We start from the raw sequence: 25,073 nt of genomic DNA, 5'->3' as shown, positions 1-25,073 counted from the left end.
CTTAGTTCCAGATCCGGACCCGGCGCTGCGGTTCCAGGTACAACGCGTCGTTCTCGGCGACGTCGAAGGCGTCGTAGAAGGCGTCGACGTTGCGGATGACGCCGTTGCAGCGGAACTCCGGCGGTGAGTGCGGATCCACCGCCAACCGTCGGATCGCTTCCGCGTCGCGCGATTTGGTGCGCCACACCTGCGCCCAGCCGTAGAACACGCGCTGCACTCCGGTCAGGCCGTCGATGACGGGCGCCGGCTTGCCGTTCAGCGACAGCTGGTAGGCCAACAGCGCGATGGACAGCCCGCCCAGGTCGCCGATGTTCTCGCCGACGGTAAACGCGCCGTTCACGTGGTGGCCGGTATCGAGTGCTCGGGGCGTGTACGCCTCGTATTGCTCGATCAGCGCCTTGGTGCGGGCGCCGAACTCGGTGCGGTCGTAGTCGGTCCACCAGTCGACCAGGTTGCCGTCACCGTCGTACTTGGCGCCCTGGTCGTCGAATCCGTGCCCGATCTCGTGGCCGATCACGGCGCCGATGCCGCCGTAGTTGGCGGCGTCGTCGGCGTCGGCGTCGAAGAACGGCGGCTGCAAAATGGCTGCGGGAAAGACGATTTCGTTCATTCCCGGGTTGTAGTAGGCGTTGACAGTCTGCGGCGTCATGAACCACTCGTCACGATCCACCGGGCCGCCGAGCTTGGCCAGCTCGCGGTCGTGGTTGACGGCGTATCCGCGTTGGTAGTTGCCGTACAGGTCGTCACGGTCGATCACCAGCGCCGAGTAGTCCCGCCACTTCTCCGGGTAGGCGACCTTGGCGGTGAACTTGTCGAGCTTGGCCAGCGCGCGCTCCCGAGTCTGCGGCGTCATCCAGTCCAGATCGCTGATGCTAATCCGGTAGGCCTCCTTCAGATTGTCGACCAGGGTGTCGATGCGCGCCTTGGCGTCCGGTGGGAAGTACCTTGCCACGTAGAGCTTTCCGACGGCATCACCCATCAGGCCTTCCACCAGCGACACCGCCCGCTTCCAGCGGTCGCGAATCTGCTCGGTGCCCGTCAGCAGGCGGCCGTAGAAGTCGAAGTCCGCGGCCACGATGGCGTCGGTCAGCCAGGGAGCGCGGGCGCGGATCAAACGCCAACGCGCCCAGCGCTTCCAGTCTTCGAGGTCTTCGCTGCCCCACAGCGCCGCGAATGCGGTGAGGTAATCGGGTTGGCGCACAACCAATTCCGCGACCATCTCCGGTGTGCCGCCCAGCGTGCTCACCCAGCCGGCCCAGTCGAAGCCCACCCCTTCGTCCTGTAGCTCGGCGAAGGTGCGCAGGTTGTAGGTGAGGTCGGCGTCGCGGCGCTTGACCACGTCCCAGTGCGCGGCGGCCAGTTTGGTCTCCAGGGCCACGATGCGCGCCGCGGTTTCGGCGTGCTGTTCGGGGTCGCCCCCGAACACCAGGCTGAACATTTTCGCGATGTGTCCGGGATAGGCCGCCAGCACCTCGGCGTGCTGCTCGTCGCGGAAATAGGATTCGTCGGGCAGTCCGATGCCTGACTGGGTGACGTGCACCAAGTAGCGGGTCGAGTTTTTGGAATCGGTATCGACATACATGCCGACGCCGCCGCCCACCCCGGTGCGTTGCAGCGAGCCGATGACAGCGGCCAGCCCGTCGGCGTCGGCGGCGTTGTCGATCGTTACCAACTCGTCGAGCAGCGGTTGGGTGCCCCTGCGTTCGACGGCCTCCTCGTCGAGGAAGCTGGCATAGAGGTCGCCAATGCGCTGCTCGTCAGTACCCGAGGCGGTGCCTTTTAGGGAGCCGGACGAGCTGGCCTCGATGATCAGGTCGCGCACCTGTTCTTCGGTTCGGTCGAACAGGTACCGGAAGGCGCCGTCGGTCGCCCGGTCCGCGGGTATGTCGTATTCGGCCAGCCAGCGGCCGTTGACGTGACCGAACAGGTCGTCTTGGGGTCGGGCGTCGGCGTCGACGTAGCTCAGGTCGATGCCCGAGCGGATGGCCTCTAATGTCACCCCGCCATCCTTCCATCTCTTTTTGGGTGCGACGATCGGCCCATGCCTGACGGGGAGCAGACCGAAACAGAGACTGATATAGGGCCCCAGGAAGATCGCGCCGACATCGACGACGAATCCGGTTCCGACTCCGCAGAACCGGAATCCAGCGGTGCGATGTTCTCCAATTACGGCATCGCGTCGGCCTTCCTCGGGGTGTTGTCGGTCGCCGCGGTCGTGCTCGGCGTGTTCATCTGGACCGCACACCGCGACGAGGTGGGCGAACGCGCCTACCTCACCCGGGTGATGCAGACCGCCGCCGACTGGACGGGCGTGCTGATCAACATGAACAGCGGCAACATCGATGCCAGCCTGCAGCGGCTGCACGACGGGACGGTCGGCGAACTCAACTCCGACTTCGACGCGGCCGTGCAGCCCTACCGGCAGGTGGTGGAGAAGCTGCAGTCGCAGAGCGCCGGCCGGATCGAGGCGGTGGCGATCGAAACGGTGCACCATGACCTGGACACCCAGCCCGGTGTCTCCCGGCCGGTGGTGACCACGAAGTTGCCGCCGTTCGCCAGCCGGACGGACTCGGTGATGCTGGTGGCTACGTCGGTCAGCGAGAACGCCGGTGCCAAGCCGCAGACGGTGCACTGGAGCTTGCGACTCGATGTCACCAACGTGGACGGCAAGCTGATGATCTCTCACTTGGAGTCGATCCGATGAGAAACCTGTTCCGGCTGCTGGCGTTCGACATCGTGGCGCCGCTGGCCGCGGTCGGCGCGCTGCTGATGATCGGGGTCGTGCTCGGCTGGCCGCTGTGGTGGGTGTCGGCGTGCTCGGTCTTGGTGCTGCTAATCATCGAGGGAGTGGGGGCTAACTTCTGGCTGCTGCGGCGTGATTCGGTCAGCGTCGGCACCGACGACGACGCACCCGGGCTGCGGCTGGCCGTTGTCTTTTTGTGCGCGGCCGCCCTGTCGACGGCAGTGCTGACCGGGTACACCCACTGGGCGACGCCCGACCGCGACTTCAAAAAGGATTCCCGAGAGGTGGTGCAGGTCGCCACGGGGATGGCGGAGGCGATGGCGTCGTTCACCCCGAGCGCCCCGACCAGCTCGATCGACCGGGCCGCGGCGATGATGGTGCCGGAGCAGGCGAACGCGTTCAAGGAGCAATACAGAAAGTCCAGTGCCGAGATGGCGCAGCACAATGTCACGGCACAGGCCGCCACCCTCGCGGCGGGCGTCGAGGCGCTCGGCCCGTCGGTGGCCAGTGTGGCGGTGATCCTGCGGGTCACTCAGAACACGCCCGGCCAGCCGCCCAATCGAGCGGCGCCTGCGTTGCGGGTGGCCTTGATCAAGCGGGGCGGCGACTGGCTGGTGTCGGACGTGGTCCCCATGAACTCACGCTGACTCACGCTGACAGGTCAGTTGGGCTCGGCCGAACGTTCGGCCTTCACCTTGACGAACCGGTCCGACAACCGTCGCATCCGGATCATCAGGGAAGCCGACGGGCTGGCGCTGCCGTCGACGTAAGCGGCCAGCTCCTCGGGTGCGACCCCGATCCGGGACGCGAACTCCGCTTGCCCCAGACCGGAACGGTCCATGAGCAGCCGCACGTGGCGGGCCACCTCGGCGCGTTCGTTGGCTTCCAGGTGGGCGCGGGCGCGCTCCAGCACCTCCCACAGCGCCTTGGCGATGCCAGACGGTCGCGTGCCCTTGAGGACTTCTTCGATCTGGCGTGCCGTGCGCCCGTACGGGTCACGTTTGAGTGCGGCGGCAATCCGCTTCCAGGTGGCGATGTCGCCGCTTTGCAGCGCCGAACGGATGGCGGCGGTGGACCAGAACTCCACGGGCTGCTGGTCCCCGGGGGGCCGCTGCGGCGGCGGTGCGGGACTTGGTTCGCTGCGGGCGGCCGCCAACGTCACTTCGCCTCCTCCAGCATCGCTACCGCCACCGACAGGCAGCGCTGCCGGACGTCCTCCCAGTCTGCCCTGGCATCCGCTTCCGACAACTGGGTTTTAGCGATGTCAGACGGATCCGGATCCGCAAGCCGACGGACCAACTGGGTCGCCATCCAGTGTTGTTGGGGGAGCCGCTCGGCTGGTTGACGACAGTAATAGCTATCCATTCCGGCCAACACGATGGCGGCGGTCTCGGGTTCTATCGCGTCGACCATGTCAGCGAATTCGGTGTAGTCGCGCCGGCTGTTACGGCACATGATCAGGTAGCCCTTGAGGCGCAGCGCTTCGGCTCCCGTCGGGATCAGCAGCCGGTCGCCGGTGGGCAATTGGACATGGGTGGTCTCCACCGGGCTGCGCCGCTGGTAGGACTGGCGGGCGCCTTTGTCGGTGGTGGCGGCTTTGGTCTCCAGCGCGTCGATGGCGACCGAGAGCCGCCTGCGCCACAGCGTGACCGGATGCACCGGCCTATCGCCCCGGGTAATAGCGCGCGCGACGAGCTTGCGGGCCCCGGTCTGACCGTTGGTGCTCGGAGTTTCTTCGCCGGCCGTCTCCGGTTCGAGCTCCGTGCAGCTGCGCCCGCAGCCGGTGAAGGCGAGTGGGTCGGCCACGCACACGGTGTCGGGTGCCAGGTGCTTGAGCTTCGCGGCCGACTTGAGCACCATCCGCAGGTCCGCATTGGGCGCTATCAGGGCCGAGATGTCGTCGGGGATGACCAGGATGTCACCGAGGTCGACCTCGGGCAGCGGCCGGTCGAAGTCGACCGACGGCAAAACGCGGGACATCCAGCGGGGCAGCCACCAGTTCCACTGAGCGAACATGGCCATCAGCGCCGGCACCAAGACCAGCCGCACCACGGTGGCGTCCACCGCGATCGCGACGGCGCAGGCCACGCCGATCTCGGCGACCAGCGGCATCCCGGCGAACGCGAAGCCGATGAACACCGCGATCATGATCAGCGCGGCGCTGGTGATGGTGCGCGCGCTGGTGCTCACGCCATACGCCACCGCGTCGCGGGTCAGCTCGGACTGCACGAAGCGTTCCCGGATGCGGGTGAGCAGAAAGATCTCGTAGTCCATCGACAGCCCGAAGGTCATCGCCAGCACCAGCGGGGGAACGATGCTGTCGATCGAGCCGAGCTCCGGAAAACTGAGCAACCCGAGCTTGTCCAGCCAGCCCCATTGGAACACCATCACCAGGCTGCCGTAGGCGGCGGCCACCGAAAGCAACGTCATCAGGACGCCCTTGAACGCCAGGAACACCGAGTGGATCGAGATCAGCAGCATCACGAAGGCGATCAGGGCGACGAATGCCAACACCAGCGGCTCGGTCGTCGAGACCCGCTCGTCGAAATCCTTGATCAGCGCCGTCGGGCCGCCGACGTCCACTTGGGTCGCTTGCCCCGTGGCACTAACCGGAACCTCGGGTAGCTCCGTGCGCATCCAGTCGATGGTCTTGCGGGCGGTCAGGTCTTCGGGGTCGATCGACAACACTGCGGACAGCAGCGCGCTGCCGTTGTCGTCGGCGAACTGCGGTGGTCCCACCGAGGCGACGTGGGGAGCCTGTGCCATCCGCTGGCGGATCGCGGCGAGCGTCTCGGCGTGGTCGGGCGTGGACGCCCCGCCGTCGGGAAACGTGACCAGCACCTGCACCGGGCCCAGCGCGCCCGGCCCCAGCGCCTGGGCCGCCGCGGCCACCCCGGCACGGATCTCGTGCGAGGAGTCGAACTGACGCAGCAAGCTGTTGCCCAGCACCATCGACGTCGCCGGTACCGCCATGACGAGCAGCACGGCCGACGCCGCCACCGCCGACATCCACGGCCGCCGCATCACCCAACCAACCCAACGCGTCCAGAACCGCGACTGGGTGCTCTCCGGCTGGCGGGACCAGTGCAGCAGCGCCGACCTCTTGGCGGCTGACCGGCCGAACGTCGCCAATACCGCCGGAGTCAGGGTGGCCGCCGTCAGCATCGCGACCGCGACGGCCAGAATCGCCCCGGTGGCCATCGACTTCAGCGCCGGGGTGTTGATCAGATAGATCCCGGTGAGCGAGGCGACGACGGTCATCCCGGACAACACCACCGCAAGCCCGGAAGTGGCCATCGCCGCGTCCACCGCTTCGGTGGGCTGACGGCCGGCGCGCAGCTCCTCACGGAACCGCATCAGGATGAACAGCGAATAGTCGACGGCGAGCGCGATGCCGAACATGGACACCGTCGAGGTAACGAACACCGACATGGTCACGTGCGTCGACAGCAGATAGACCAGGCCCAGGGTGAGAACGACCGTGCAGATGCCGAGCGCCAGCGGGATCGCCGCGGCGGCCAGCGAACCGAACACCGCGAGCAACACGATCAGGATGATCGGCAGGTTCCATTGCTCGGCCGCGGCGATGTCGTGCTTGGTGTTCGCCGCCGCGGCGGCGGACAGCGCGCCCTGCCCGATGACATAGAGCCGCACATGGCCGTTCGCGGTCTGCCCGGATTGGTCGCCGTGGATGCCCACCTTTTCGCGGAGCTTCCTGGCGACATCGCTGGTGTTGCGGGAGTCCAGTCGCAATGACACCACGTACGGCCGGTCGGGTTGCGGTGGTCGTTGGGTGGGGTTGGGGACCTCGGTTACACCGGGGAACTCAGCGGCGGTCCGTCGCAGCTGCGCGACGGCGTCGTTCATGTCCTGGTAGCTGGCGTCCGCGCGGGGCGCTGCGACCAGCGCCAACGAGGAGGCTCCCTGGTCGTGGTATTGAGCTTCGAGTTGATCGTGAACGAGCAGCGACTGCGACCCGGCCACGTCGAAACCGCCGCCGGTGAGATGCCCGGACTGCGTCAGCACTATATAGATTGCCGGAACCAGCGCGAGTAGCCAGCCTGTGAAGACCAACCAGCGGAACCTGCGCAGGTTGCGGCTTAGGCGCATCATGAACTGCTGGATTTTGGTCTCCCCGGGTGTCGCGCATGCGTGCAGGCGAGCGTACCGCAACGCCCTGTGAATAAAGTCAGCTTATCGGGTGCTGAGCTGCGGCGACGGGGGTGCTGCGAAGACGCTACAAAGTCGTTGTGAAGACGTTTGTGAACCTGGACCCGCCCTGCCGCTGAGCGGCGTTGGTCACACGAGTTGGCACCCGTCTCGCGCCGGATGGCAGGATGTCGGATGGCCGTGTGGGCGTCGGGGGACGCAAGCGAGTGGATCGCCGCCGGCAGGCCTTCGCAACTGTGAGGAGTTACCCATGAAATTTGGCAATGCGACCAGGCGCCGGATGCTCGTCGCAGGACTGATCGGAGCCGCATTGCCGAGCGCGGCCGCTATCACCGGGGCCGTCTTGGCAGGACCTGCGGCCACCGGTGCGACCGACCCGTGCGCGGCCAGCGAGGTCGCACGGACGATCGGTTCGGTCGCCAAGTCGATGGGCGACTACCTGGACTCCCATCCGGAGACCAACCAGGCGATGACGACGATGCTGCAGCAGCAGGCGGGCCCGCAATCGGTGACCTCGCTGAAGTCCTATTTCGAAGCCAACCCGAAGGTGGCCATGGACATGACGTCCATTGCGCAGCCGCTGACCGGGCTGTCGACGCAGTGCAAGCTGCCGATCACGGTCCCGCAGGCCATGGGCCTCATGCAGCAGGCGCAGGGCGCCGGCGGGCTGCCGGGTGGGCTGCCCGCTCTGCCCGGTGGTGGGGCTGGGGCCGGGACGCCGCCCGCCGGGCCGGTCCCACCCTCGACAGGCGGCACACTTCCGGGACCCTCGCGGGGTAACGCCGTCGGCTAACGGGGGTCGCTTCCGGTAGCTCGCTCGGGCTTCCGATCAAGTGGAGGTAGCGGGCCCTGCAGCGCGGCATCGGAAGGGTCGTTCCAGTCCAGCGGAGCCTTGAAAGCGGGCAGTGGCCCGGTGGGTGAGTCGTCGTCGGAGTCGTCGGTTTTCTCGGTGCGGAACACGAAGAAGAACACCACCCAGCCGACGGCGGCGATGAATAGCCAGCTGATCAGCCGGTAGATCAGCATCGCCGAGATGGCACTGGGCAGCGACATCCCACTGGACACCAGGCCGGGGACCAGCACTGCCTCGACGATCAGCAGCCCACCCGGCATCAGCGGTATCGTGCCGACCGCGCGAGCGGCCGCGTAGGCGACGGTCAACCCGGCGACCGAGGCGTGGTCGCCGGCCGCGTAGGCGGCAAAGCCCAGGCAGGCGACGTCGGCGATCCAGTTGAACAGAGACCAGCTGAACGCCACCCCCAGGTCGCGTCGGCCCAGGCTCACCGATTCCAGCTGCATGAGCGTCTCGCGCCACTTCTCCACTCCGGTGTCCGCGGGCCGGCCCCGAACCGAGTTGACCCACGCCAAGACCCGGCTGCCGATTCCCTCGATCAGCTCCGGGCGCGACGCCACCGCCTGGGCCAGCAGCAGCAACGCGACGAAACCGCCCAGGGTGAACAGCAGCGAGAACGGGTTGTTCTTGGCGCCCAGGAAAAAGGCGCCACCCAGCCCGAGCACCGCCAGGCCCACCGCCTGCAGCACCCCCGACATCACCAGCTGCCACGACGCCACCACCGTCGAGGCGCCCCAGATGCGTTGCTGACGCAGCAGAAACGTGGCCGAGAGCACCGGCCCGCCCGGCAGTGTGGTGCTCAGCGAGTTGGCCGCGTAGAACGCGGCTTCCGAGCGCAGCTGCTTGACGTGCACCCCGGCGGATGCCAGCAGGGTGCGCTGGATCTGGGCGAAACTGTGCATCGACGCGACCGCGGCTGCCACCGCAGCCAGCAGCCACCACCAGTTCGCCTCGAACAGGCTCTTCCACGCCTTGGCCAGCTGATCCCACCCCAGGGCGATCTCGACGGCCAGCACGACGGCGACGACGCCGAGCACCGCCCAGCGCACCCACCAGTATTTGCCGCGCGGTGCGGTGTCGCGCTGGCTGACCAGCTTGCGGGCGGTGGCGTCGTGCGACACGTGATTTAGGGTAACCGCGCAGGTGGCGCACCGATCGCTGCGCAACGGAGACTGTGTCGTCGTCGTAACCGGATCGTGCCAGCTGTTACGCGCCCGGGCCCGCCCGGACCGCCGGTTAGGCTTGCTGAATGCCGGCAAACGTGGGCAACACCTCAGAAGCCTCAGACGCTGCGTCAGTCGAACCCCTGGTCCGCAAAGCCGCGGCCTGGGCATGGCGTTTGCTGGTCATTTTGGCCGCGGTGGTCGCCGTGTTGTGGGTCGTGGAAAAACTCGAAGTGATCGTCGTCTCGGTGTTGCTGGCGTTGATGATCAGCGCGTTGCTGGTGCCGCCGGTGGACTCGCTGGACCGGCGGGGGCTGCCACGCGGTGGCGCGGTGACGCTGGTCTTGCTGGGCGGATTCGCGGTCCTGGGCGGCATCCTGGCGTTCGTCATTACCCAGTTCGTCTACGGTGTGCCCGACTTGACCAAGCAGGTGGAGCGCAGCATCGACTCCACCCGCAGGTGGCTGATCGAGGGGCCCGCACATCTGCGCGGCGAACAGATCGACAATGCGGGCAACTCGGCGATCCAGGCGCTGCACAACAACCAAGCGAAGTTGACCAGCGGCGCGCTGTCCACCGCGGCCACCGTCACCGAGCTGGTCACCGCTGCGGTGTTGGTGCTGTTCACGCTCATTTTCTTCCTGTATGGCGGCCGCAACATCTGGCAGTACGTCACCAAGATCTTCCCGGCCGGTGTGCGGGACAGGGTGGCCGAGGCGGGCCGTGCCGGATATGGGTCGCTGATCGGGTACGTGCGGGCGACGTTCCTGGTGGCGCTGACCGATGCGGCCGGGGTGGGCGCCGGGTTGGCGATCATGGGTGTGCCGCTCGCGCTGCCGCTGGCTTCGCTGGTGTTTCTCGGCGCGTTCATCCCCCTGGTTGGTGCGGTGATCGCCGGCTTTCTGGCCGTGGTGGTCGCCCTGCTCGCCAAAGGCATCGTTTATGCGCTGGCCACGCTCGGTTTGCTAGTGGTGATCAATCAAATTGAGGCGCATTTGCTGCAGCCGCTGGTGATGGGGCGCGCGGTCTCGATTCACCCGCTGGCGGTGGTGCTTGCCATTTCCACCGGCGGCGTGCTCGCGGGGATCGTCGGCGCGCTGCTCGCGGTTCCGACGGTCGCGTTTCTCAACAACGCGGTGCAGGTTTTGCTGGCCCGCGATCCCTCCGCCGAAGCGGACAAACAGGCCGAGGACGGTGACGCCAGGGCCGGCGGCATCGTCGCGGCCCAGCCCGACAGCGCCGAGTAACTGTCAGGTCACATCTGCCACTTGCGTCTCTCGGGAAGAAGACACGCTTTGTGCCCTCCTCCTGGGATACGCATGTGGCCGATGTGATTTACCCGTCACGGTCAGGTTGCCGACGCTATAACCGTCCCTCGCGGCGCAGCAAATCCGCGGCACTGAGGCCCCCGCCGCCACCGCGGCGGCGCGGGCGCGGCTCGTCGCCGTTATCGCTCTGATTCGCCTGGCCGCGGGCGTTCATCTTCTCGGTGGCCGCCTCGGAGTCGTTGGTCTCGGGCCGCGTGATCGGCAGGGCGGCGGTGGGGTCGGCCGGGTCGCTCGCATTCTCGCCCGGAACCGGCCCCGAAACGGGCCCCGCAACCGGCGCCGCCCGCGTCGGTGCCAGCGGCGGTGGTGCGGGCGCGCTATCAGGCTGGCCGGGCACCGACAGGCGGGTAGTGCTGGCTTCTTCTGTTGGCTGGGTCGGCTGGCTGGGCCTGGTATTCAGCTGTGTGGTGCTCGCGCCGGAGGGAAGCTCGGCCGGGCGCGGCGCCGGGGCGGGATGGGTGGGGTCGTGCGGCGGACGCGGTGCTGCGGCAGCCAGGCTGGCCGCCTTGACCGGAGGCCGCGCGGCACGCCCGTTGACGCTGGGCCGCTTGTGCTCGTCGGGCAGGTCGATCTCGCCCAGCCCGAGGCGGTTCTGCAGGCGCCGCGCCCAGCGTGGAGCCCACCAGCAGTCGTCGCCGAGCAGCTTCATCACCGAGGGCACCAGGAACATCCGCACCACGGTCGCGTCCAGCAGCAGCGCCGCCATCAAACCGAACGCCAGGTACTTCATCATCACCAGGTCGGAGAACACGAACGACCCGGCAACGACAGCGAGCACCAGGGCGGCGGCCGTAATCAGGCGCCCGGTGGTCGCGGTGCCGATCCGGATGGCCTCCGCGGTGGACATGCCGCGCGCTCGCGCCTCCACCATCCGGGACACCAGGAACACCTCGTAGTCGGTGGCCAGGCCGTAGCCGACGGCGACGACCAGCGCGATGATGATCACCATCAGCGGCGTCGGGGTGAAATTGAGCTGCTTCGCGAAATGTCCGTCGACAAAGATCCACGTCAGAATGCCCATGGTGGAGCCCAGCGTCAGCGCGCTCATCACCGCGGCCTTGATGGGCAGCACCACCGACCCGAACGCCAGGAACATCAACAGCATGGTCGTGCCGATGAGCACCACCAGCATCAACCCGGCCTTGTCGAACAAGGCGTGAATGCTGTCCTGCTCCAGCGCGGGGGTACCGCCGACGTAGACCTCTAGACCTTTAGGCGGTGTGATGGCGCGCAACTCGTCGATCTTCTTGGCAGCTTCGTTGCGGGTGAGCAGGCCGTTCTCGATCACCCGGATCGAGGCGTCTTCGGGGTGAGTCGTTCCGTTGGGTCCGGCGACGCACGGATTACCGGCAATGGCCGGGCACGGCCGTTCGTCCCACTGCTTACTGGTGAACCCGGTGATGCTCGAGACCCTGTTGCGGATGTCGGCGACCTGCTGGTCGGTAACGGGGCTGTGGTTGTCGCTCTGGATCACCAGCGTCAGCTGCTCGGTGCGGTATCCCGGGAAGAGCTTGTCGAAGTGCTCCTGCGCCACGCGGGCCGGGTTGTTCGGCGGCAGGTACTTCTCGCTGATGCCACCGAGCTGCAGATTGCCCAGCGGGATGACCAGCAGGATCATGCCGATGATGATCGGGATGGCGAAGGCCAGCGGCCGTTTCATCACCCAGGTGACCAGTTTGCCCCAGAAACCGGCCTCGACCTCTTCGCGGGTCTTGGTCTTCTGCAGCCGATCGGCGAGCCAATTGAGGTAGGCGCGGGACACCTTCCAGTTGCGCAGGAACGGCACCCGGAACGCCGTTCGCACGCCGAGCGCGTCGACATGCTTGCCAAGAATCCCCAGGCACGCGGGCAACAGCGTGATCGACAGCAGCGCAGCGAGCCCGACCGCCGCGATCAGCGCGTAGGTCAGCGACTTGACGAAGCCCTGCGGCAACAACAGCAGGCTGGCGCCCGAGGCGATGATCAACACCGCCGAGAACGTCACCGTGCGACCGGCCGTCATGACCGTGCGTCGCACCGCGGCCTCGGTGTCGTAACCCTCGGCGATCTCCTCACGGAACCGGCTCACCACGAAAAGCCCGTAGTCGATGGCCAGGCCCAGACCGACCAGCGACACGACGGGTTGAGCGAAGAAGTGCACCGGCGCGAACAGCGCGATGAAACGCAGGATGCCCAGCGCACCCGCGATGCTCAATCCACCCACCATCACCGGGAGGCCGGCGGCGATCGCGCCGCCGAACACCAGGAACAGCACCACCGTCACCAGCGGCAGCGCGAGAACCTCCATGCGGCGCTGGTCGGTGGCGATGGTGCCGGTCAGCGAGCTCATGATCGGCTCCAGGCCGGCGAGTTCAACGGTGCCGCCGTCGAGCTTCTGCAGGTCCGGTGCGATGGTCTTGTAGTTGTTGAGGATGGTGTCGTCGTCATTGCCCTTCAGCGGGATGCTGACGAAGGTGTGTTTCTTGTCGTCGGTCGCCATCCCCTTGATCTGGGCGTTGGGGGGATCGGTGCCAGGCGGTAGAGCCAGGTAGCCGGCCCAGCCGAGGACCTGGTCGGGATGGTCGTTCTTGAAATTGTTGAGCTCGTCGACGATCTTCTGGTGCCAGTCGGGGTCGTCGACGGTCTTGCCGTCGGGGGCGGTGAAGGTGGCTACGATGTGGCCGGTGCGGTCCCGGCCGTAGGTCTTGTCGCCGAGGATCGAGGCCTTCACGGATTGGCTGCCGTCGTCGTAGAAACCGCTCTGCGTGACGTGTTTACCCAGGTCCATCCCGAACAGGCCGCCGCCGAGGCACAGGGCCACCATGACCCCGATAACGATGTACCGGTACCGGTACACAGTTCGACCCCACCAGGCGAACACGTACGCTCCTTACTGGATCTCTAGCGACCCGCGCAGTGCTTCCCAGTCTCACACACGCGATGTCAACAGCGCCGACAGCGGCCGGAACGGCTGCAGCCACGCCCCTTGTTCAGGCAGCGAATCCAGGCCGATTCGCGGCAACGGCTCCCGGAAAACACCCGCGATGTCCTCCAGGTCGACGAACTCCAAGGTATCCGACGCTAGTGCCCAACTCGCGTGTTCACGAAATCCGATGACCTGAACTGGGGTTCCGTCGCGGGCCACCTCTTCCAGCGGCTGGCGGAATGCCTGACCGTCTGCGGAAGCCACGACCAGTGCCGCGAGCCCGTCGGTGCGCCGCCGCGCGATGTGCTCGAGCATGTCGCGGTCGACGTCGCTGTCCTCGTCGATCTTCGGCTTGGCGAAGACCGCGAAGCCCACGTTACGCAGCGCCTCCACCCACGGTCGAACAATGTCGGCGCTGCCCGGCGCGATGTTGGTGAACACGGTGGCCTCGGGCTCGATGGTGACGCCGGGACGCGCGGCCGAGACGTCTGCCGTGCGGGCCAGCAGCCAGCGACCCAGCGCGTCGAAACGCGGGCGCTCCAGGGCCGTCGGCCGTCGGCCCAGGATGGAGCCCAGACCCATGTCGAGGTTGGGAGCGTCCCATACCAGCAGGACGCGCCGGATCGGTGCCGCGAAGCTCAGGCCGTTCTCGGACACAACCGACGGTTCGTGTGTTTCCACTTCTTCTGTCACGCTCATGGTCATCGTCTTTTCCAGATCAGCTCGGTGACGGCGCTGCCCGCTTCTTGGGCCTTCGTCTCGTATTTGGTGGTGGGGCGAACGACCGAGATCGGTAATGATTCGGTGCCGGGGTCGACCCGGACGACCCGCGCGAGCCGGGATTCGGTGTCGCCGACGGCGGCGATGTGCTCGGCGTAGCTGGGGTGGTCCGTCGCGGCATGGAGAACACCACCGGGGAGTAGCCGGTCGGTGATCAGGTCAACCGTGGCCGGCTGCAGGAACCGGCGCTTGTGGTGGCGCGCCTTCGGCCACGGATCGGGAAAGAAGACGCGGACACCGGTCAGCGAACCCGGCGCGATGAGACGGTCCAGCACGTCGATCCCGTTCCCGCGGATCAACCGGATATTGCCTACCTGTTCACGCTCGATCGCGCACAGCAACTGCGCCAGCCCCCGCCGGTAGATTTCCACCGCGATCACGTCGATGTCCGGTTCGTCCTGTGCCATCGCCAGCGTCGACGCGCCGTTGCCGCAGCCGATCTCCAGCACCACCGGCGCGCGGCGGCCAAACCACGCAGTGATGTCGAGGGCGGTGTCCAGCGGCTCGGCAGAGGACCCAGAGGGCTCGGGAACCACCGAGACACCGAGTTCCGGCCACAGCCGCTCCCAGGTGTCGCGCTGCAGGTCGGACAGGGCGGAATGTCGCGAGCGAAAGCTAGTGGCCGGAAGGCGCCTGTTCGGCTCGGACTGCTCCGCCACCGGTGTTTCGGGACGTGCCCTCACTCCGGGTTGCGCATGCATCCGTCCATGGTGGCCCATGAACCGCCGATGTAGCCGCCTCTGATCCAGATTGATACCCAACAGTTGCCTTTGACTGCTAACAACCCGGTGGCTCGCGTCTCGGCGACGCAGGTGCCACCATTCGGTGCATGCGGCGACAGGGCCACCAGGCGTTCGTCGGGGAGCTGGCGCGATTTGCCGCCAGGGGCGCCGACCGGCGGCTGACGGCGATCGCCGAGCGGGCCGCGGCGCCGCTGCGGGTGGCCGTGCACGGACGTCGGGGCGTGGGTTGCTCCGTGGTGGCGCGCGCCCTGAACCACGCCGCGATCGCGTCAGTAATCTCAGCCCAGCCGGACTTAGTTGTCTACGTCATCGCCGAAGTGGTCAAGCCCGAGGACTCCCGGGCTATCCGTGCCGCACAACGTCCGGTGCTGGCGGTGCTGAACAAAGCCGATGTGGCCGGTTTCGCCGGGGACGGGCCGATGGCGCTCGCGCGGGCGCGCTGCAAGCATTTTTCCGCGCTGCTCAGGGTACCCGTGGAGCCGATGATGGGTTTGCTTGCCGTGGCCGCGCAAGAGGACGTGCTCGATGACGCGTCGTGGGCCGCGCTGCGGACGCTGGCCGCCGATGCTTCGGCTACTTCGGTGCCGGCCGACGTCCGGCTGGGCTTGCTGAACACGCTCGGCCTGTTCGGCGTCGCGGTCGCGGTGGCCGCGCTCCGGCAGGGCAAGACGGCCGCGCAGGTGCGAGCCCTGCTGCGGCGGGCCAGCGGCGTCGACGCGGTCCTGGACCGGGTCGCCGCCGTCGGCGCCGAAGTGCGCTACCGGCGGGTGCTGGACGCCGTCGCCGAACTCGAGGCGCTGGCCGTCTCCGATGGTGAGATCGGCGGGTTCCTCGCACGCGACGACACGGTGATCGCCCGGATGGCCGCCGCCGTCGACCTGGCCGAGTCCGCCGGACTGCAAGTCGGCTCATGCCACGATTCCGCGGCGCACCTGGCCGAGGCGGTGCGCTGGCAGCGCTACGGGCTCGGACCGGTCAGCGATGTTCACCGCGCCTGCGGCGCGGATATCGCCAGGGGATCGTTGCGGCTCTGGTCACGCGCCGGCGTGGAGTCACCGTGACCGAGGGGGCTCACGACGATCCGGTCGCCGGGGTGGATGCCCTGGTGGCCGCGATCGGGCCGCGGCTGGATCCGCCCCCGATCAACCTTTGCGACGTGGTGCTGGTGACCGGGCCGTGGATGGCCGGCGTGAGCGGTGTGGTCGCGGCGCTGCGCGAACGGCTGCCGCAGCACAAGTTCGTCGAGTCGACCGACCTGGGACCAGGGGATGCGCCGTTGGCAGTGGTCTTCGTCGTGTCCGCGGCGGCCCACTTGACCGGATCCGACTGCGCGTTGCTCGACGCCGCCGCCGAACACACCGACGTGGTGGTCGGTGTGGTGGCCAAGATCGACGTGCACCACACCTGGCGCGACGTGCTGGCCGCCAACCGCGACACACTGGCGGCGCACGCGCCGCGCCACGACAAGGTGCCCTGGGTGGGGGCGGCCGCCATGCCCGAGCTGGGGGAGGTGCGCGTCGACGACCTGGTCGAGGCCGTCTCGGCGCAACTCGCCGATTCGGACATCGCGCGGCGAAACAGGTTGCGGGCGTGGGAATTCCGGCTGCAGACGGTCGCGCAGAGGTTCGATCACGACGCCGAGGGGGCCGGCAGGCAGGCCCGGGTTGACGCGTTGCGCGAAGCGCGCAGCACGGCCCTGCGGGAACGGCGCCAGTCGAGAACCGAGCGGAGCATCACGCTGCGCGGCCAGATCCAGCAGGCCCGGGTCCAGTTGTCCTACTTCGCCCGCAACCGCTGCACGTCGGTGCGCGGCGAACTGCAAGAGGATGTCGCCGCGCTGTCGCGGCGCGACATGGGGGGCTTTGAAGGGTTTACCCGCGGGCGGGTCGAACAGGTGGTCGCCGAGGTGAGCGAAGGCACCGACACACAACTGGCCGATGTCGCCGATGTGATGGGCGTGCCGCTGGCCCTACCGCCTCTCGAGCAGCTGCCGGTGGTCCCAGTTTTGGACGTCTCGCCTCCACCCCTGAAATCGCGGCGGCAGGAAACCGCGCTGATGTTGCTGCTCGGCGCCGGGTTCGGGCTGGGCGTGGGGCTGACACTGAGCCGGATGCTGGCCGGTCTGACCCCTCGCCGCAATACCGGCCTGGAGGTGGCCGGGGCGGTGGCGTGCGTTGCCGTCGGACTCGCGCTCACCTTCGTCGTGGTCACCCTGCGCGGGCTGCTGCGGGACCGCGCGCTGCTGGACCGTTGGGTGGGCGAGGTGACGGCGTCGCTGCGGTCGGTGGTCGAGGAGTCGGTCGCCACTCGGGTGCTGCTGGCCGAGTCGGTGCTGACCACCGCGCTGGCCGCACGCGACGAGGCCGAGAACGCGCGGGTGGCCGAACAGGTCAGTGCGATCGACAGCGAACTGCGCGAATACGCCATCGCCGCGGCGCGGGCCGCGGCCGCGCGTGACCGGCAAATGCCCACGGTAAAGGCCGCGCTCGACGCTGTGCGTACAGAACTGGGCGATCCGGGTATTCCTCTTCCCGAGAACGGGGCGCACGGCGACGAATCGTGACGCTTCCGAAAGTTTCTGAATCGTTGTTGTGAGGAGGCTTATACCCGCCCGGGCCTTCCCTAGCAAGATGATCACGATAACCTGTAAATAACGCAGCATTACGTCAACAGTTGTGTAACCGAACCCGAACGCAACGCGAAGATGCTCGCAAGACGCTCGTAAGCACGCCAGCAAGCACGCAGAAGAATTCAGGAGAGTTCGATGACCTCAGCGACCATTCCCGGTCTGGACACCGCGCCCACAAATCACCAGGGGCTGCTGTCGTGGGTGCAGGAGGTCGCCGAGCTGACACAACCCGACCGGGTTGTCTTCGCCGACGGATCCGACGAGGAGTGGCAACGGCTCGCCGAGCAGCTTGTCGAGGCCGGCACCTTCACGAAGCTGAACGAGAAGAAGCACCCCAATTCCTACCTGGCCTTGTCCGATCCGTCTGACGTGGCGCGGGTGGAGTCGCGGACGTTCATCTGCTCCGAGCGGGAGACCGACGCCGGGCCGACCAACAACTGGATGGACCCGGCCGAGATGCGGTCCCTCATGACCGACCTGTACCGCGGCTGCATGCGCGGTCGCACCATGTGGGTGGTGCCGTTCTGCATGGGCCCGCTCGGCGCCGACGACCCCAAGCTGGGTGTGGAGATCACCGACTCCGAGTACGTCGTCGTCTCGATGAAGGTGATGACGCGGATGGGCACCGCGGCCCTGGAAAAGCTTGGCGACGACGGCTTCTTCGTCAAGGCGTTGCACTCGGTCGGGGCTCCGCTGGAGCCTGGCCAGAAAGACGTGCCGTGGCCGTGCAATGACACCAAGTACATCACCCACTTCCCGGAGACCCGCGAGATCTGGAGCTACGGCTCCGGGTATGGCGGCAACGCGCTGCTGGGCAAGAAGTGCTATTCGTTGCGCATCGCGTCGGCGATGGCCCACGACGAAGGCTGGCTCGCCGAACACATGCTGATCCTCAAGCTGATCTCCCCGGAGAACAAGGCGTACTACTTCGCCGCGGCCTTCCCGTCGGCCTGCGGCAAGACCAACCTCGCGATGCTGCAGCCCACCATCCCGGGCTGGCGCGCCGAGACCCTCGGCGACGACATCGCCTGGATGCGGTTCGGCAAGGACGGCCGGCTGTACGCGGTCAACCCCGAGTTCGGTTTCTTCGGCGTCGCGCCCGGCACCAACTGGAAATCCAACCCCAACGCCATGCGCACCATCGCGGCGGGCAACACCGTCTTCACCAACGTCGCGCTGACCGACGACGGTGATGTTTGGTGGGCGGGCCTGGAGGGTGACCCGCAGCACCTGATCGACTGGAAGGGCAACGACTGGTACTTCCGCGAGACGGAAACCGCGCCGGCCCACCCGAATTCGCGGTACTGCACGCCGATGTCGCAGTGCCCCATCCTGGCCCCGGAGTGGGACGACCCGCAGGGGGTGCCGATCTCGGGCATCCTGTTCGGCGGCCGACGCAAGACCACGGTGCCGTTGGTGACTCAGGCGCGGGACTGGCAACACGGCGTGTTCATCGGTGCCACCCTGGGCTCCGAGCAGACCGCCGCAGCAGAGGGCAAGGTCGGCACCGTGCGGCGCGACCCGATGGCGATGCTGCCGTTCCTGGGCTACCACGTCGGTGACTACTTCCAGCACTGGCTTGACCTGGGCAAGAACTCCGACGAGTCCAAGTTGCCGAAGGTGTTCTTCGTCAACTGGTTCCGCCGCGGCGACGAGGGCCAGTTCCTGTGGCCCGGATTCGGCGAGAACAGCCGGGTGCTGAAGTGGATCGTCGACCGCATCGAGCAGAAGGCTGGCGGCCGGACCACGCCGATCGGTATCGTGCCCGCCGTCGAAGACCTGGACCTGGACGGGCTCGACGTCGACAGCGACGACGTCTCGGCGGCGCTGGCGGTCAACCCCGCCGAGTGGCGCAACGAACTGCCGTTGATCGAGGAGTGGTTCGAGTTCGTCGGCGACAGGCTGCCCACCGGCGTCAAGGACGAGTTCGAGGCGCTCAAGCAGCGGCTGGCCGAGGCCGACTAGCTACCGCGAGCAGTCGCAAAATCCCCCGCACGCACGGGGTGTCGGGGGATTTTGTGTCTGCTCGGCAGAGTGTTTGGCACGGTGCGATTCGGTCTACAGACAGCTGACAGACCCCTCTTCCCGGAAGGCCGACAATGAAGTCACGTACGCCCGCAGCGATCGCGATCGCGGTTGCAGCAGTGGGAATTCTGTTCAGTGGATGCTCAGCCTCATCGGTGATCAACACCGGCGGCGACACGCAGTGCAAGGACTTCACCACCCAGGACCAGAAGAAGCAGAACGACGAGATCAGCAAAATGCTCAAGGACAAGAGCGGCACCGACCCGACCAATTTGCAGATCGACGCGACGCGCCTGTCGGCGCAGACCTGGTGCCAAACGCTGGGCAAGCCCGACAGCAAGATCTCTGAGGCGCCGCACGGCTGACCATCGGCGGCGGTGAGCAGGCCGCCCGCTTAACACCTGTCGATATAACCGTCCTCACTCGCGTCGCAACGACCCGGGCAGGTAGACCGCGCCCGGTCCGCCGCCCGCCGCTGTGTCTCGCGGGTTGTAGATGGCGCAGCGCTGCAGCGACAGGCAGCCGCAGCCGATGCACGAGTCCAAATTGTCGCGCAGCGCTGTCAGCCCGGCGATCTGATCGTCGAGGCGCTCGCGCCAATCCTTCGACAGCCGGGTCCAATCGGCGCGGGTAGGGGTGCGACCGTCCGGCAGCCGCGCGAGCGCGGCCGCCACCTCGTCCAGGCTCAACCCGACGTTTCGCGCGGCCCGGATGAACGCCAGGCGCCGCAGCATCTGGCGTTCGAACCGGCGCTGGCCACCGGACGTGCGGGTCGCCGTGATCAGGCCCTGGCCCTCGTAGAACCGGATCGCCGAGGGCGCGAAGCCGCTGCGTTTCGCAATCTCGCTCACGGTGAACAAATCTCGTTTATCCATGTGACTCACTTGACTTGAAGTTAACTTTAACTATCAGTATGGCCGTATGACGATTCCTGAAACCGATCCGGTGGCAATAGTTACCGGCGCCTCGCGCGGGTTCGGCCGAGCGGTCACCGCCGCACTACTGGACCGCGGCTGGACCGTCGTCGGAGATGCCCGCCGTGCCTTTGAACTGGAAACAACGGCCCGCGAACTCAACTCGGCGCGGCTGATCGCGCTGCCCGGCGACGTCACTGACGCGTCACATCGCGACGCCCTGGTCGGCGCCGCAACTGGCGCGGGACCGCTTCGCCTGCTGGTGAACAACGCCAGCCGGCTGGGCCCCAGCCCGCAACCGGCCCTGGCCGACTACCTGACGGGTGAACTGTGGGCCGTGTATGACACGAACCTGTTTGCGCCGCTTGCCCTGATCCAGGCTGCGCTGCCGGCGCTGACCGGCAACGACGGGGTGATCGTCAACCTCACCTCCGACGCGGCCGTGGAGCCGTATCCGGGCTGGGGTGGGTATGGCTCGTCGAAGGCCGCGCTCGATCAGCTCTCGGCCGTGCTGGGCGCCGAGGCGCCCACCGTGCCGGTCTACGCCTTCGACCCGGGCGACATGCGGACCGAAATGCATCAGGCCGCCTTCCCCGGCGAGGACATCTCCGATCGCGCGGAGCCGGAGTCCGTCGTGCCGGCGCTGCTGCGGCTGCTCGACGCCCGGCCGTCCGCCGGTCGCTACCGGGCCGTAGATCTGCGGTTATCCGGTGTGCGGCTATGACTTCGGCGACTCTGGTGAGCCCGCGCACGCATTTCCAGCGGCTCCCGGATTCGGACGCCACCGAGCCGCCGGAAGTCCACGGCGTCGCCCGGGACGCGGTCAAGCTGCTGGTCGCCCGGCCGCGCGGCGTCAGCCACGCCCGATTCGCCGACCTCGGCGACTATCTGCAACCGGGTGACCTGCTGGTGGTGAACAATTCCGCCACCCTGCCCGCCGCGGTCGACGGCTACCGTGCGGGGCGCCCGGTCGCCATCCATTTCTCCACCGCGCGCGCCGAAAAGGTCTGGGTGGTGGAACTGCGCCCGGCGGCGAATGCGACCGGGCCCTTGACCGACATCCGGCCCGGCGAACGCATCGACATGGTAGACGGCGGCGCCATCGTGATCGGGTCGTCATACCCGCAACCCGGGATCGACGGCGGGCGGCTGTGGACCGCGCGGGTGGTTCTGGAAGGCCCGGATGGCAGCGTGCTGTCGTACCTGGCCCGCTACGGCCGGCCGATCAGGTATTCGTACGTGCCGCGTCAATGGCCGCTGAGCTACTACCAAACCGTGTTCGCTCGCAGGCCCGGCAGCGCTGAAATGCCCAGTGCGGCAAGACCGTTCAGCACCGAACTGGCAACCAGTTTGGTGGCCGACGGCATCGCGATCGCACCGATCACGCTGCACGCCGGGGTGTCTTCGGCGGGGCCGGGCGAGCCGCCAGTGCCGGAGCTGTTCGGCGTGCCGTCCGCCACCGCGCGGCTCGTGAACCTCACCCGGGCGGCGGGCCGACGGGTGATCGCGGTCGGGACCACGGTTACCCGCGCTCTGGAGTCGGCCACGAATATCGAGGACGCCGACGGCGTCGTGCGCCGGGCGGGTGGCTGGACGGGTCTGGTGCTCGGTGCCGGCCGCCGCCCGTGCCGCGTAGTCGACGGTCTGATCACCGGATGGCACGATGCCGGCGCCTCGCACCTGTTGCTGCTGGAGGCCGTCGCGGGCCCGGAGCTGGTGGCCGCGGCGTACCGGGAGGCCGTCGAGCACGGGTACCTGTGGCACGAATTCGGCGACAGCGCCCTGCTGCTGCCCGCATGACAGGCGTCAAAGTCCGCGTCGTACAGTCAGCCCATGCAGATTCGCCCCCATATCGGCGCCGACAAACCTGCTGTCATCCTCCACCCGTCCGGAACCGTCATCACCTTCGACGACTTGGAGGCCCGCGCCAACCGGCTGGCCCATCGGTTCCGCGAGGCCGGACTGCGCGAGGGCGACACCGTCGCGATCCTGATGGAGAACAACGAGCATATCCACGCGGTCATGTGGGCGGCTCGGCGCAGTGGCTTGTACTACGTGCCGATCAATACCCACCTGACCCCGGCCGAGGCGGCCTACATCGTCGACAACAGCAGCGCCAAGGCGATCATCGGGTCGGCGGCGCTGCGGGACACGTGCGCGGGCCTGGCCGAACACCTGCCGGGCGGGCTGCCGGAGTTGCTGATGCTAGCGGACGGCGACCTGCCGGGCTGGGAGCGCTACCCGGAATGCGTTGCGGATCAACCGGACACCCCGATCGACGACGAAATGGAGGGCGACCTGCTGCAGTACTCGTCGGGCACCACCGGCCGGCCCAAGGGGATCAAACGCGAATTGCCGCACGTCCCACCGGATCAGGCGCCGGGCATGATGTCAGCCCTGGTCGGGTTCTGGATGGATCGCGACGCGGTGTATCTGAGCCCGGCGCCGCTCTACCACACCGCGCCGTCGGTGTGGTCGATGAGCGTTCAGGCCGGCGGCATCACCACGGTGGTGATGGAGAAGTTCGATGCCGAGGGAACGCTCGAAGCCATCCAGCGCCACCGGGTGACCCACGGCCAGTTCGTGCCGGCCATGTTCGTCCGGATGCTCAAACTTCCTGAAGCGGTTCGTGATTCGTATGACTTGTCCAGCCTCAAACGGGTGATGCACGCCGCCGCGCCGTGCCCGGTGGAGATCAAGAAGCAGATGATGGACTGGTGGGGGCCGATCATCGACGAGTATTACGCCTCTTCGGAGGCGATCGGGTCGACGCTGATCACCGCCGAAGACTGGCTGGCACACCCGGGTTCGGTGGGCAAACCCATGCTGGGCGGGGTGCATATTCTCGACGAGAACGGCAGCGAGCTGCCGCCGGGGCAGGCGGGGGAGATCTATTTCGAGGGCGGGTATTCGTTCGAATACCTCAACGACCCCTCGAAAACCGCTGCGTCGCGCGACAAGCACGGCTGGATGACCGTCGGCGACATCGGCTACCTCGACGACGACGGCTACCTGTTCTTGACCGACCGGCGCCACCACATGATCATCTCCGGCGGGGTGAACATCTACCCGCAGGAAGCCGAGAACCTTCTGGTCACCCACCCGAATGTGTTGGACGCGGCGGTATTTGGCATTCCCGACGACGAGATGGGTCAACGCGTGGTGGCCGCCGTGCAGACGGTCGAGGAAGGCGACGCCACCGATCAGTTCGCCGGCGAACTGCTCGACTGGCTGCGAGACCGCTTGTCGCACTTCAAGTGCCCGCGCTCGATCGCGTTCGAGGCGCAGCTGCCGCGCACCGACACCGGGAAGCTCTACAAGAACGCGTTGATCGAGAAGTATTCGGTGTGACCTTGCGGGTGGTCGACCTGTCGGATGCGCCGGACACCGGTGCGGACGCGGGTTCTGGGCCGCCCGGCGTGATCGTCGCCGTCGGTTCGTTGTCGAACGAATATTGGCTCAACGCGGCGACTTTCACGCTGACCGAGGAACCGTGCGCTGACCGCCGGGTGGTCACCGTCGCCTCGGTTCCCGAGACCCTGGCCGAGCTGACCGCACGCTGCGAACGCTGGCCACACGCCAGCGCGGTGTGCGACGACGTGCTGCGCGCCATCGACCCCGGCGGTGCGACGCTGGCCGGGGTGATCACCGAGTCGCTGGCGTACTCGACGCTGCAGGCCGGCCCGGAGTTCGCACGCTGGCTCGACGAACGCGTCCCGGCTCGCGTGCCCGTCATCGCCGACCCGGTGGTGGTGCAGCGCCACGGCGACACGCTGCAGGTCACGTTCAACCACCCGCAACGGCACAACGCGTTCTCCACCGATGCGCGCGCCGCCCTGCTGGAGGCGCTGGCCGTCGCGCAGCTGGACCCGTCGGTGACCGGGATCATGTTGAGCGGCAACGGCCCGTCGTTCTGCAGCGGGGGAGACCTCGCCGAGTTCGGCACCTTCGCCGATCCGGCCAGTGCGCACCTGGCCCGCACCCGGCACAGCCCGGCCCTGGTGCTCGACGCGCTGTCTGCCAGGCTCGGTGAGGCCTGCCGCGCCCGGGTGCACGGCCGGGTGATGGGCAGCGGGCTGGAGATGGCGGCGTTTTGCGGATGGATTGAGGCGCAAGGCGATTCGGTATTCGGACTGCCGGAGTTGGGTCTGGGGTTGATCCCCGGCGCCGGCGGTACCGTGAGCGTGACGCGCCGGATCGACCGCTGGCGCACCGCCTATCTCGTGCTGTCCGGACGAACTATCGACGCCGATACCGCACTGGCCTGGGGGCTGGTGGACGCGATCGCGCCAGTCTGACGCCAAACTTACTGGCGCTCAGGGTATCTCGCTCTCGCTAGAAACCCGGATACGTGGTCGTGGTGGTGGTCGTCGGAAGGTTGGACACGAAAACAGCGAAGCTGACCCAGAGCACCACGATGATCACGGCGAAGACGACGCCGACGATCGCGCCGATGATGGCCCATTTCTTGGCGTTGTCGGCGGCGGCCTGTGCTTCGGCGTAGCGCCCCTGAGTCCACAGACCGGAGACCTTGTTGGAGTACACCAGCGACACGATCCCGAACGGGAGACAACACAGCACCGTGCACAGAATCGCCCAGACGAGGTGGTTGTCCGGCTCGGGTTGGCCCTGCCACCCGGGCTGCGGGCCCGGCCATCCCGGCTGCAGTGGCTGCTGGGCCGGCTGACCCTGCCAGCCCGGCTGCTGGCCTTGCCAACCCGGGGAACCTTCGTAGGGCCCTGGCGGATAACTCATGGCAACTGCCTTCCCTTGGGGTGGCCGCGAAGTCACGCAAATATAGCGCACGGGCAGCCGGCAAA

Annotated in this window: 21 protein-coding genes; 12 read left to right on the top strand and 9 right to left on the bottom strand. The window is 67.5% G+C overall.

The genetic code is table 11. The features are described from left to right. Position 1: 1 nt before the first annotated feature. Positions 2 to 1,999: a M13 family metallopeptidase gene (locus tag ACLP9N_RS26705; RefSeq protein ID WP_442410207.1), complete on the bottom strand. Its 1,998-nt coding sequence runs from the start codon at positions 1,997 to 1,999 to the stop codon at positions 2 to 4. Between the two features lie 42 nt (positions 2,000 to 2,041). On the opposite strand from ACLP9N_RS26705, the gene ACLP9N_RS26700 reads away from it, so the two are divergent. Together ACLP9N_RS26700 and ACLP9N_RS26695 are read left to right on the top strand one after the other, a co-directional pair. After that, positions 2,042 to 2,704, top strand: coding sequence for a hypothetical protein (locus ACLP9N_RS26700; RefSeq protein WP_442410206.1), 663 nt, complete (start codon positions 2,042 to 2,044; stop codon positions 2,702 to 2,704). Next, complete coding sequence (locus tag ACLP9N_RS26695) at positions 2,701 to 3,390, top strand: hypothetical protein (protein ID WP_442410205.1); 690 nt, start codon at positions 2,701 to 2,703, stop codon at positions 3,388 to 3,390. Before ACLP9N_RS26700 ends, ACLP9N_RS26695 begins: the two co-directional genes overlap by 4 nt. Before the next feature lie 14 nt (positions 3,391 to 3,404). Here the strand turns inward: ACLP9N_RS26695 and ACLP9N_RS26690 are convergent, their stop codons facing one another. Together ACLP9N_RS26690 and ACLP9N_RS26685 are read right to left on the bottom strand one after the other, a co-directional pair. Then, complete coding sequence (locus tag ACLP9N_RS26690) at positions 3,405 to 3,905, bottom strand: helix-turn-helix domain-containing protein (RefSeq protein WP_442410204.1); 501 nt, start codon at positions 3,903 to 3,905, stop codon at positions 3,405 to 3,407. Then, a complete protein-coding gene (locus tag ACLP9N_RS26685) occupies positions 3,902 to 6,856 on the bottom strand; it encodes an MMPL family transporter (RefSeq protein ID WP_442410203.1) in 2,955 nt (984 codons plus the stop codon). Before ACLP9N_RS26685 ends, ACLP9N_RS26690 begins: the two co-directional genes overlap by 4 nt. A gap of 307 nt (positions 6,857 to 7,163) precedes the next feature. On the opposite strand from ACLP9N_RS26685, the gene ACLP9N_RS26680 reads away from it, so the two are divergent. Further along, entirely contained in the window at positions 7,164 to 7,706 is a 543-nt protein-coding gene (locus ACLP9N_RS26680; protein ID WP_442410202.1) for a hemophore, read from the top strand. Here ACLP9N_RS26680 and ACLP9N_RS26675 read toward each other — a convergent pair. Beyond that, entirely contained in the window at positions 7,703 to 8,887 is a 1,185-nt protein-coding gene (locus tag ACLP9N_RS26675; RefSeq protein WP_442410201.1) for a lysylphosphatidylglycerol synthase transmembrane domain-containing protein, read from the bottom strand. The two genes, ACLP9N_RS26680 and ACLP9N_RS26675, sit on opposite strands and share 4 nt — an antisense overlap. 128 nt (positions 8,888 to 9,015) lie before the next feature. Here ACLP9N_RS26675 and ACLP9N_RS26670 point away from each other — a divergent pair, with 128 nt between their 5' ends. Then, positions 9,016 to 10,176, top strand: a complete 1,161-nt coding sequence (locus tag ACLP9N_RS26670) for an AI-2E family transporter (protein ID WP_442410200.1) — start codon at positions 9,016 to 9,018, stop codon at positions 10,174 to 10,176. 115 nt (positions 10,177 to 10,291) lie between these two features. Here ACLP9N_RS26670 and ACLP9N_RS26665 read toward each other — a convergent pair whose 3' ends face one another. Genes ACLP9N_RS26665 through trmB form a run of 3 tightly spaced genes read right to left on the bottom strand, consistent with a single transcriptional unit; the run spans position 10,292 to position 14,661 of the window. Further along, complete coding sequence (locus tag ACLP9N_RS26665; RefSeq protein WP_442410199.1) at positions 10,292 to 13,117, bottom strand: MMPL family transporter; 2,826 nt, start codon at positions 13,115 to 13,117, stop codon at positions 10,292 to 10,294. Positions 13,118 to 13,165: 48 nt separating this feature from the next. Further along, positions 13,166 to 13,867 carry an NYN domain-containing protein gene (locus ACLP9N_RS26660; RefSeq protein WP_442410198.1) on the bottom strand — a complete coding sequence of 234 codons (702 nt, stop codon included), beginning with the start codon at positions 13,865 to 13,867 and terminating at the stop codon, positions 13,166 to 13,168. Further along, a complete protein-coding gene (gene trmB, locus ACLP9N_RS26655) occupies positions 13,864 to 14,661 on the bottom strand; it encodes a tRNA (guanosine(46)-N7)-methyltransferase TrmB (RefSeq protein WP_442410197.1) in 798 nt (265 codons plus the stop codon). The genes ACLP9N_RS26660 and trmB overlap by 4 nt, the downstream gene beginning before the upstream one ends. 110 nt (positions 14,662 to 14,771) lie before the next feature. Between trmB and ACLP9N_RS26650 the strand changes: the two genes are divergently transcribed. From ACLP9N_RS26650 to ACLP9N_RS26635, 4 genes are all read left to right on the top strand, one after another. Next, complete coding sequence (locus ACLP9N_RS26650) at positions 14,772 to 15,746, top strand: hypothetical protein (protein WP_442410196.1); 975 nt, start codon at positions 14,772 to 14,774, stop codon at positions 15,744 to 15,746. Then, complete coding sequence (locus tag ACLP9N_RS26645) at positions 15,743 to 17,248, top strand: hypothetical protein (RefSeq protein ID WP_442410195.1); 1,506 nt, start codon at positions 15,743 to 15,745, stop codon at positions 17,246 to 17,248. Before ACLP9N_RS26650 ends, ACLP9N_RS26645 begins: the two co-directional genes overlap by 4 nt. A gap of 201 nt (positions 17,249 to 17,449) precedes the next feature. Next, positions 17,450 to 19,279, top strand: coding sequence for a phosphoenolpyruvate carboxykinase (GTP) (locus tag ACLP9N_RS26640; RefSeq protein WP_442410194.1), 1,830 nt, complete (start codon positions 17,450 to 17,452; stop codon positions 19,277 to 19,279). 134 nt (positions 19,280 to 19,413) lie between these two features. Further along, on the top strand, positions 19,414 to 19,704 hold the full coding sequence (locus ACLP9N_RS26635; protein ID WP_442410193.1) for a hypothetical protein: 291 nt from the start codon (positions 19,414 to 19,416) through the stop codon (positions 19,702 to 19,704). Between the two features lie 54 nt (positions 19,705 to 19,758). Here the strand turns inward: ACLP9N_RS26635 and soxR are convergent, their stop codons facing one another. Further along, positions 19,759 to 20,214, bottom strand: a complete 456-nt coding sequence (soxR, locus tag ACLP9N_RS26630; RefSeq protein ID WP_442410192.1) for a redox-sensitive transcriptional activator SoxR — start codon at positions 20,212 to 20,214, stop codon at positions 19,759 to 19,761. Positions 20,215 to 20,260: 46 nt separating this feature from the next. On the opposite strand from soxR, the gene ACLP9N_RS26625 reads away from it, so the two are divergent. Genes ACLP9N_RS26625 through ACLP9N_RS26610 form a run of 4 tightly spaced genes read left to right on the top strand, consistent with a single transcriptional unit; the run spans position 20,261 to position 24,551 of the window. Further along, on the top strand, positions 20,261 to 20,977 hold the full coding sequence (locus ACLP9N_RS26625; protein ID WP_442410191.1) for an SDR family NAD(P)-dependent oxidoreductase: 717 nt from the start codon (positions 20,261 to 20,263) through the stop codon (positions 20,975 to 20,977). Next, entirely contained in the window at positions 20,974 to 22,053 is a 1,080-nt protein-coding gene (locus tag ACLP9N_RS26620; protein ID WP_442410190.1) for an S-adenosylmethionine:tRNA ribosyltransferase-isomerase, read from the top strand. Before ACLP9N_RS26625 ends, ACLP9N_RS26620 begins: the two co-directional genes overlap by 4 nt. 33 nt (positions 22,054 to 22,086) lie before the next feature. Continuing rightward, positions 22,087 to 23,604: a fatty-acid--CoA ligase FadD4 gene (fadD4, locus tag ACLP9N_RS26615; RefSeq protein ID WP_442410189.1), complete on the top strand. Its 1,518-nt coding sequence runs from the start codon at positions 22,087 to 22,089 to the stop codon at positions 23,602 to 23,604. Next, a complete protein-coding gene (locus ACLP9N_RS26610; RefSeq protein ID WP_442410188.1) occupies positions 23,601 to 24,551 on the top strand; it encodes an enoyl-CoA hydratase/isomerase family protein in 951 nt (316 codons plus the stop codon). The genes fadD4 and ACLP9N_RS26610 overlap by 4 nt, the downstream gene beginning before the upstream one ends. 37 nt (positions 24,552 to 24,588) lie before the next feature. Here the strand turns inward: ACLP9N_RS26610 and ACLP9N_RS26605 are convergent, their stop codons facing one another. Continuing rightward, positions 24,589 to 25,008, bottom strand: coding sequence for a CD225/dispanin family protein (locus tag ACLP9N_RS26605; RefSeq protein WP_442410187.1), 420 nt, complete (start codon positions 25,006 to 25,008; stop codon positions 24,589 to 24,591). Between the last annotated feature and the right edge of the window lie 65 nt (positions 25,009 to 25,073).

Origin of the sequence: Mycobacterium sp. (assembly GCF_052144515.1) — a bacterium.
Taxonomy (GTDB): domain Bacteria; phylum Actinomycetota; class Actinomycetes; order Mycobacteriales; family Mycobacteriaceae; genus Mycobacterium.
The sequence above is the reverse complement of the archived record's forward strand: the minus strand, read 5'-3'. Positions and strand labels throughout refer to the sequence as shown.

Excerpts from the sequence above, each read along its gene's own strand:
- ACLP9N_RS26625 (WP_442410191.1), top strand. The coding sequence starts at position 20,261 with ATGACGATTCCTGAAACCGATCCGGTGGCAATAGTTACCGGCGCCTCG.
- ACLP9N_RS26640 (WP_442410194.1), top strand. The coding sequence starts at position 17,450 with ATGACCTCAGCGACCATTCCCGGTCTGGACACCGCGCCCACAAATCAC.
- ACLP9N_RS26670 (WP_442410200.1), top strand. The coding sequence starts at position 9,016 with ATGCCGGCAAACGTGGGCAACACCTCAGAAGCCTCAGACGCTGCGTCA.
- ACLP9N_RS26605 (WP_442410187.1), bottom strand. The coding sequence starts at position 25,008 with ATGAGTTATCCGCCAGGGCCCTACGAAGGTTCCCCGGGTTGGCAAGGC.
- ACLP9N_RS26635 (WP_442410193.1), top strand. The coding sequence starts at position 19,414 with ATGAAGTCACGTACGCCCGCAGCGATCGCGATCGCGGTTGCAGCAGTG.
- ACLP9N_RS26620 (WP_442410190.1), top strand. The coding sequence starts at position 20,974 with ATGACTTCGGCGACTCTGGTGAGCCCGCGCACGCATTTCCAGCGGCTC.
- trmB (WP_442410197.1), bottom strand. The coding sequence starts at position 14,661 with ATGGGCCACCATGGACGGATGCATGCGCAACCCGGAGTGAGGGCACGT.
- soxR (WP_442410192.1), bottom strand. The coding sequence starts at position 20,214 with ATGGATAAACGAGATTTGTTCACCGTGAGCGAGATTGCGAAACGCAGC.
- ACLP9N_RS26695 (WP_442410205.1), top strand. The coding sequence starts at position 2,701 with ATGAGAAACCTGTTCCGGCTGCTGGCGTTCGACATCGTGGCGCCGCTG.
- ACLP9N_RS26685 (WP_442410203.1), bottom strand. The coding sequence starts at position 6,856 with ATGATGCGCCTAAGCCGCAACCTGCGCAGGTTCCGCTGGTTGGTCTTC.
- ACLP9N_RS26650 (WP_442410196.1), top strand. The coding sequence starts at position 14,772 with ATGCGGCGACAGGGCCACCAGGCGTTCGTCGGGGAGCTGGCGCGATTT.
- ACLP9N_RS26680 (WP_442410202.1), top strand. The coding sequence starts at position 7,164 with ATGAAATTTGGCAATGCGACCAGGCGCCGGATGCTCGTCGCAGGACTG.
- ACLP9N_RS26660 (WP_442410198.1), bottom strand. The coding sequence starts at position 13,867 with ATGACCATGAGCGTGACAGAAGAAGTGGAAACACACGAACCGTCGGTT.
- ACLP9N_RS26700 (WP_442410206.1), top strand. The coding sequence starts at position 2,042 with ATGCCTGACGGGGAGCAGACCGAAACAGAGACTGATATAGGGCCCCAG.
- fadD4 (WP_442410189.1), top strand. The coding sequence starts at position 22,087 with ATGCAGATTCGCCCCCATATCGGCGCCGACAAACCTGCTGTCATCCTC.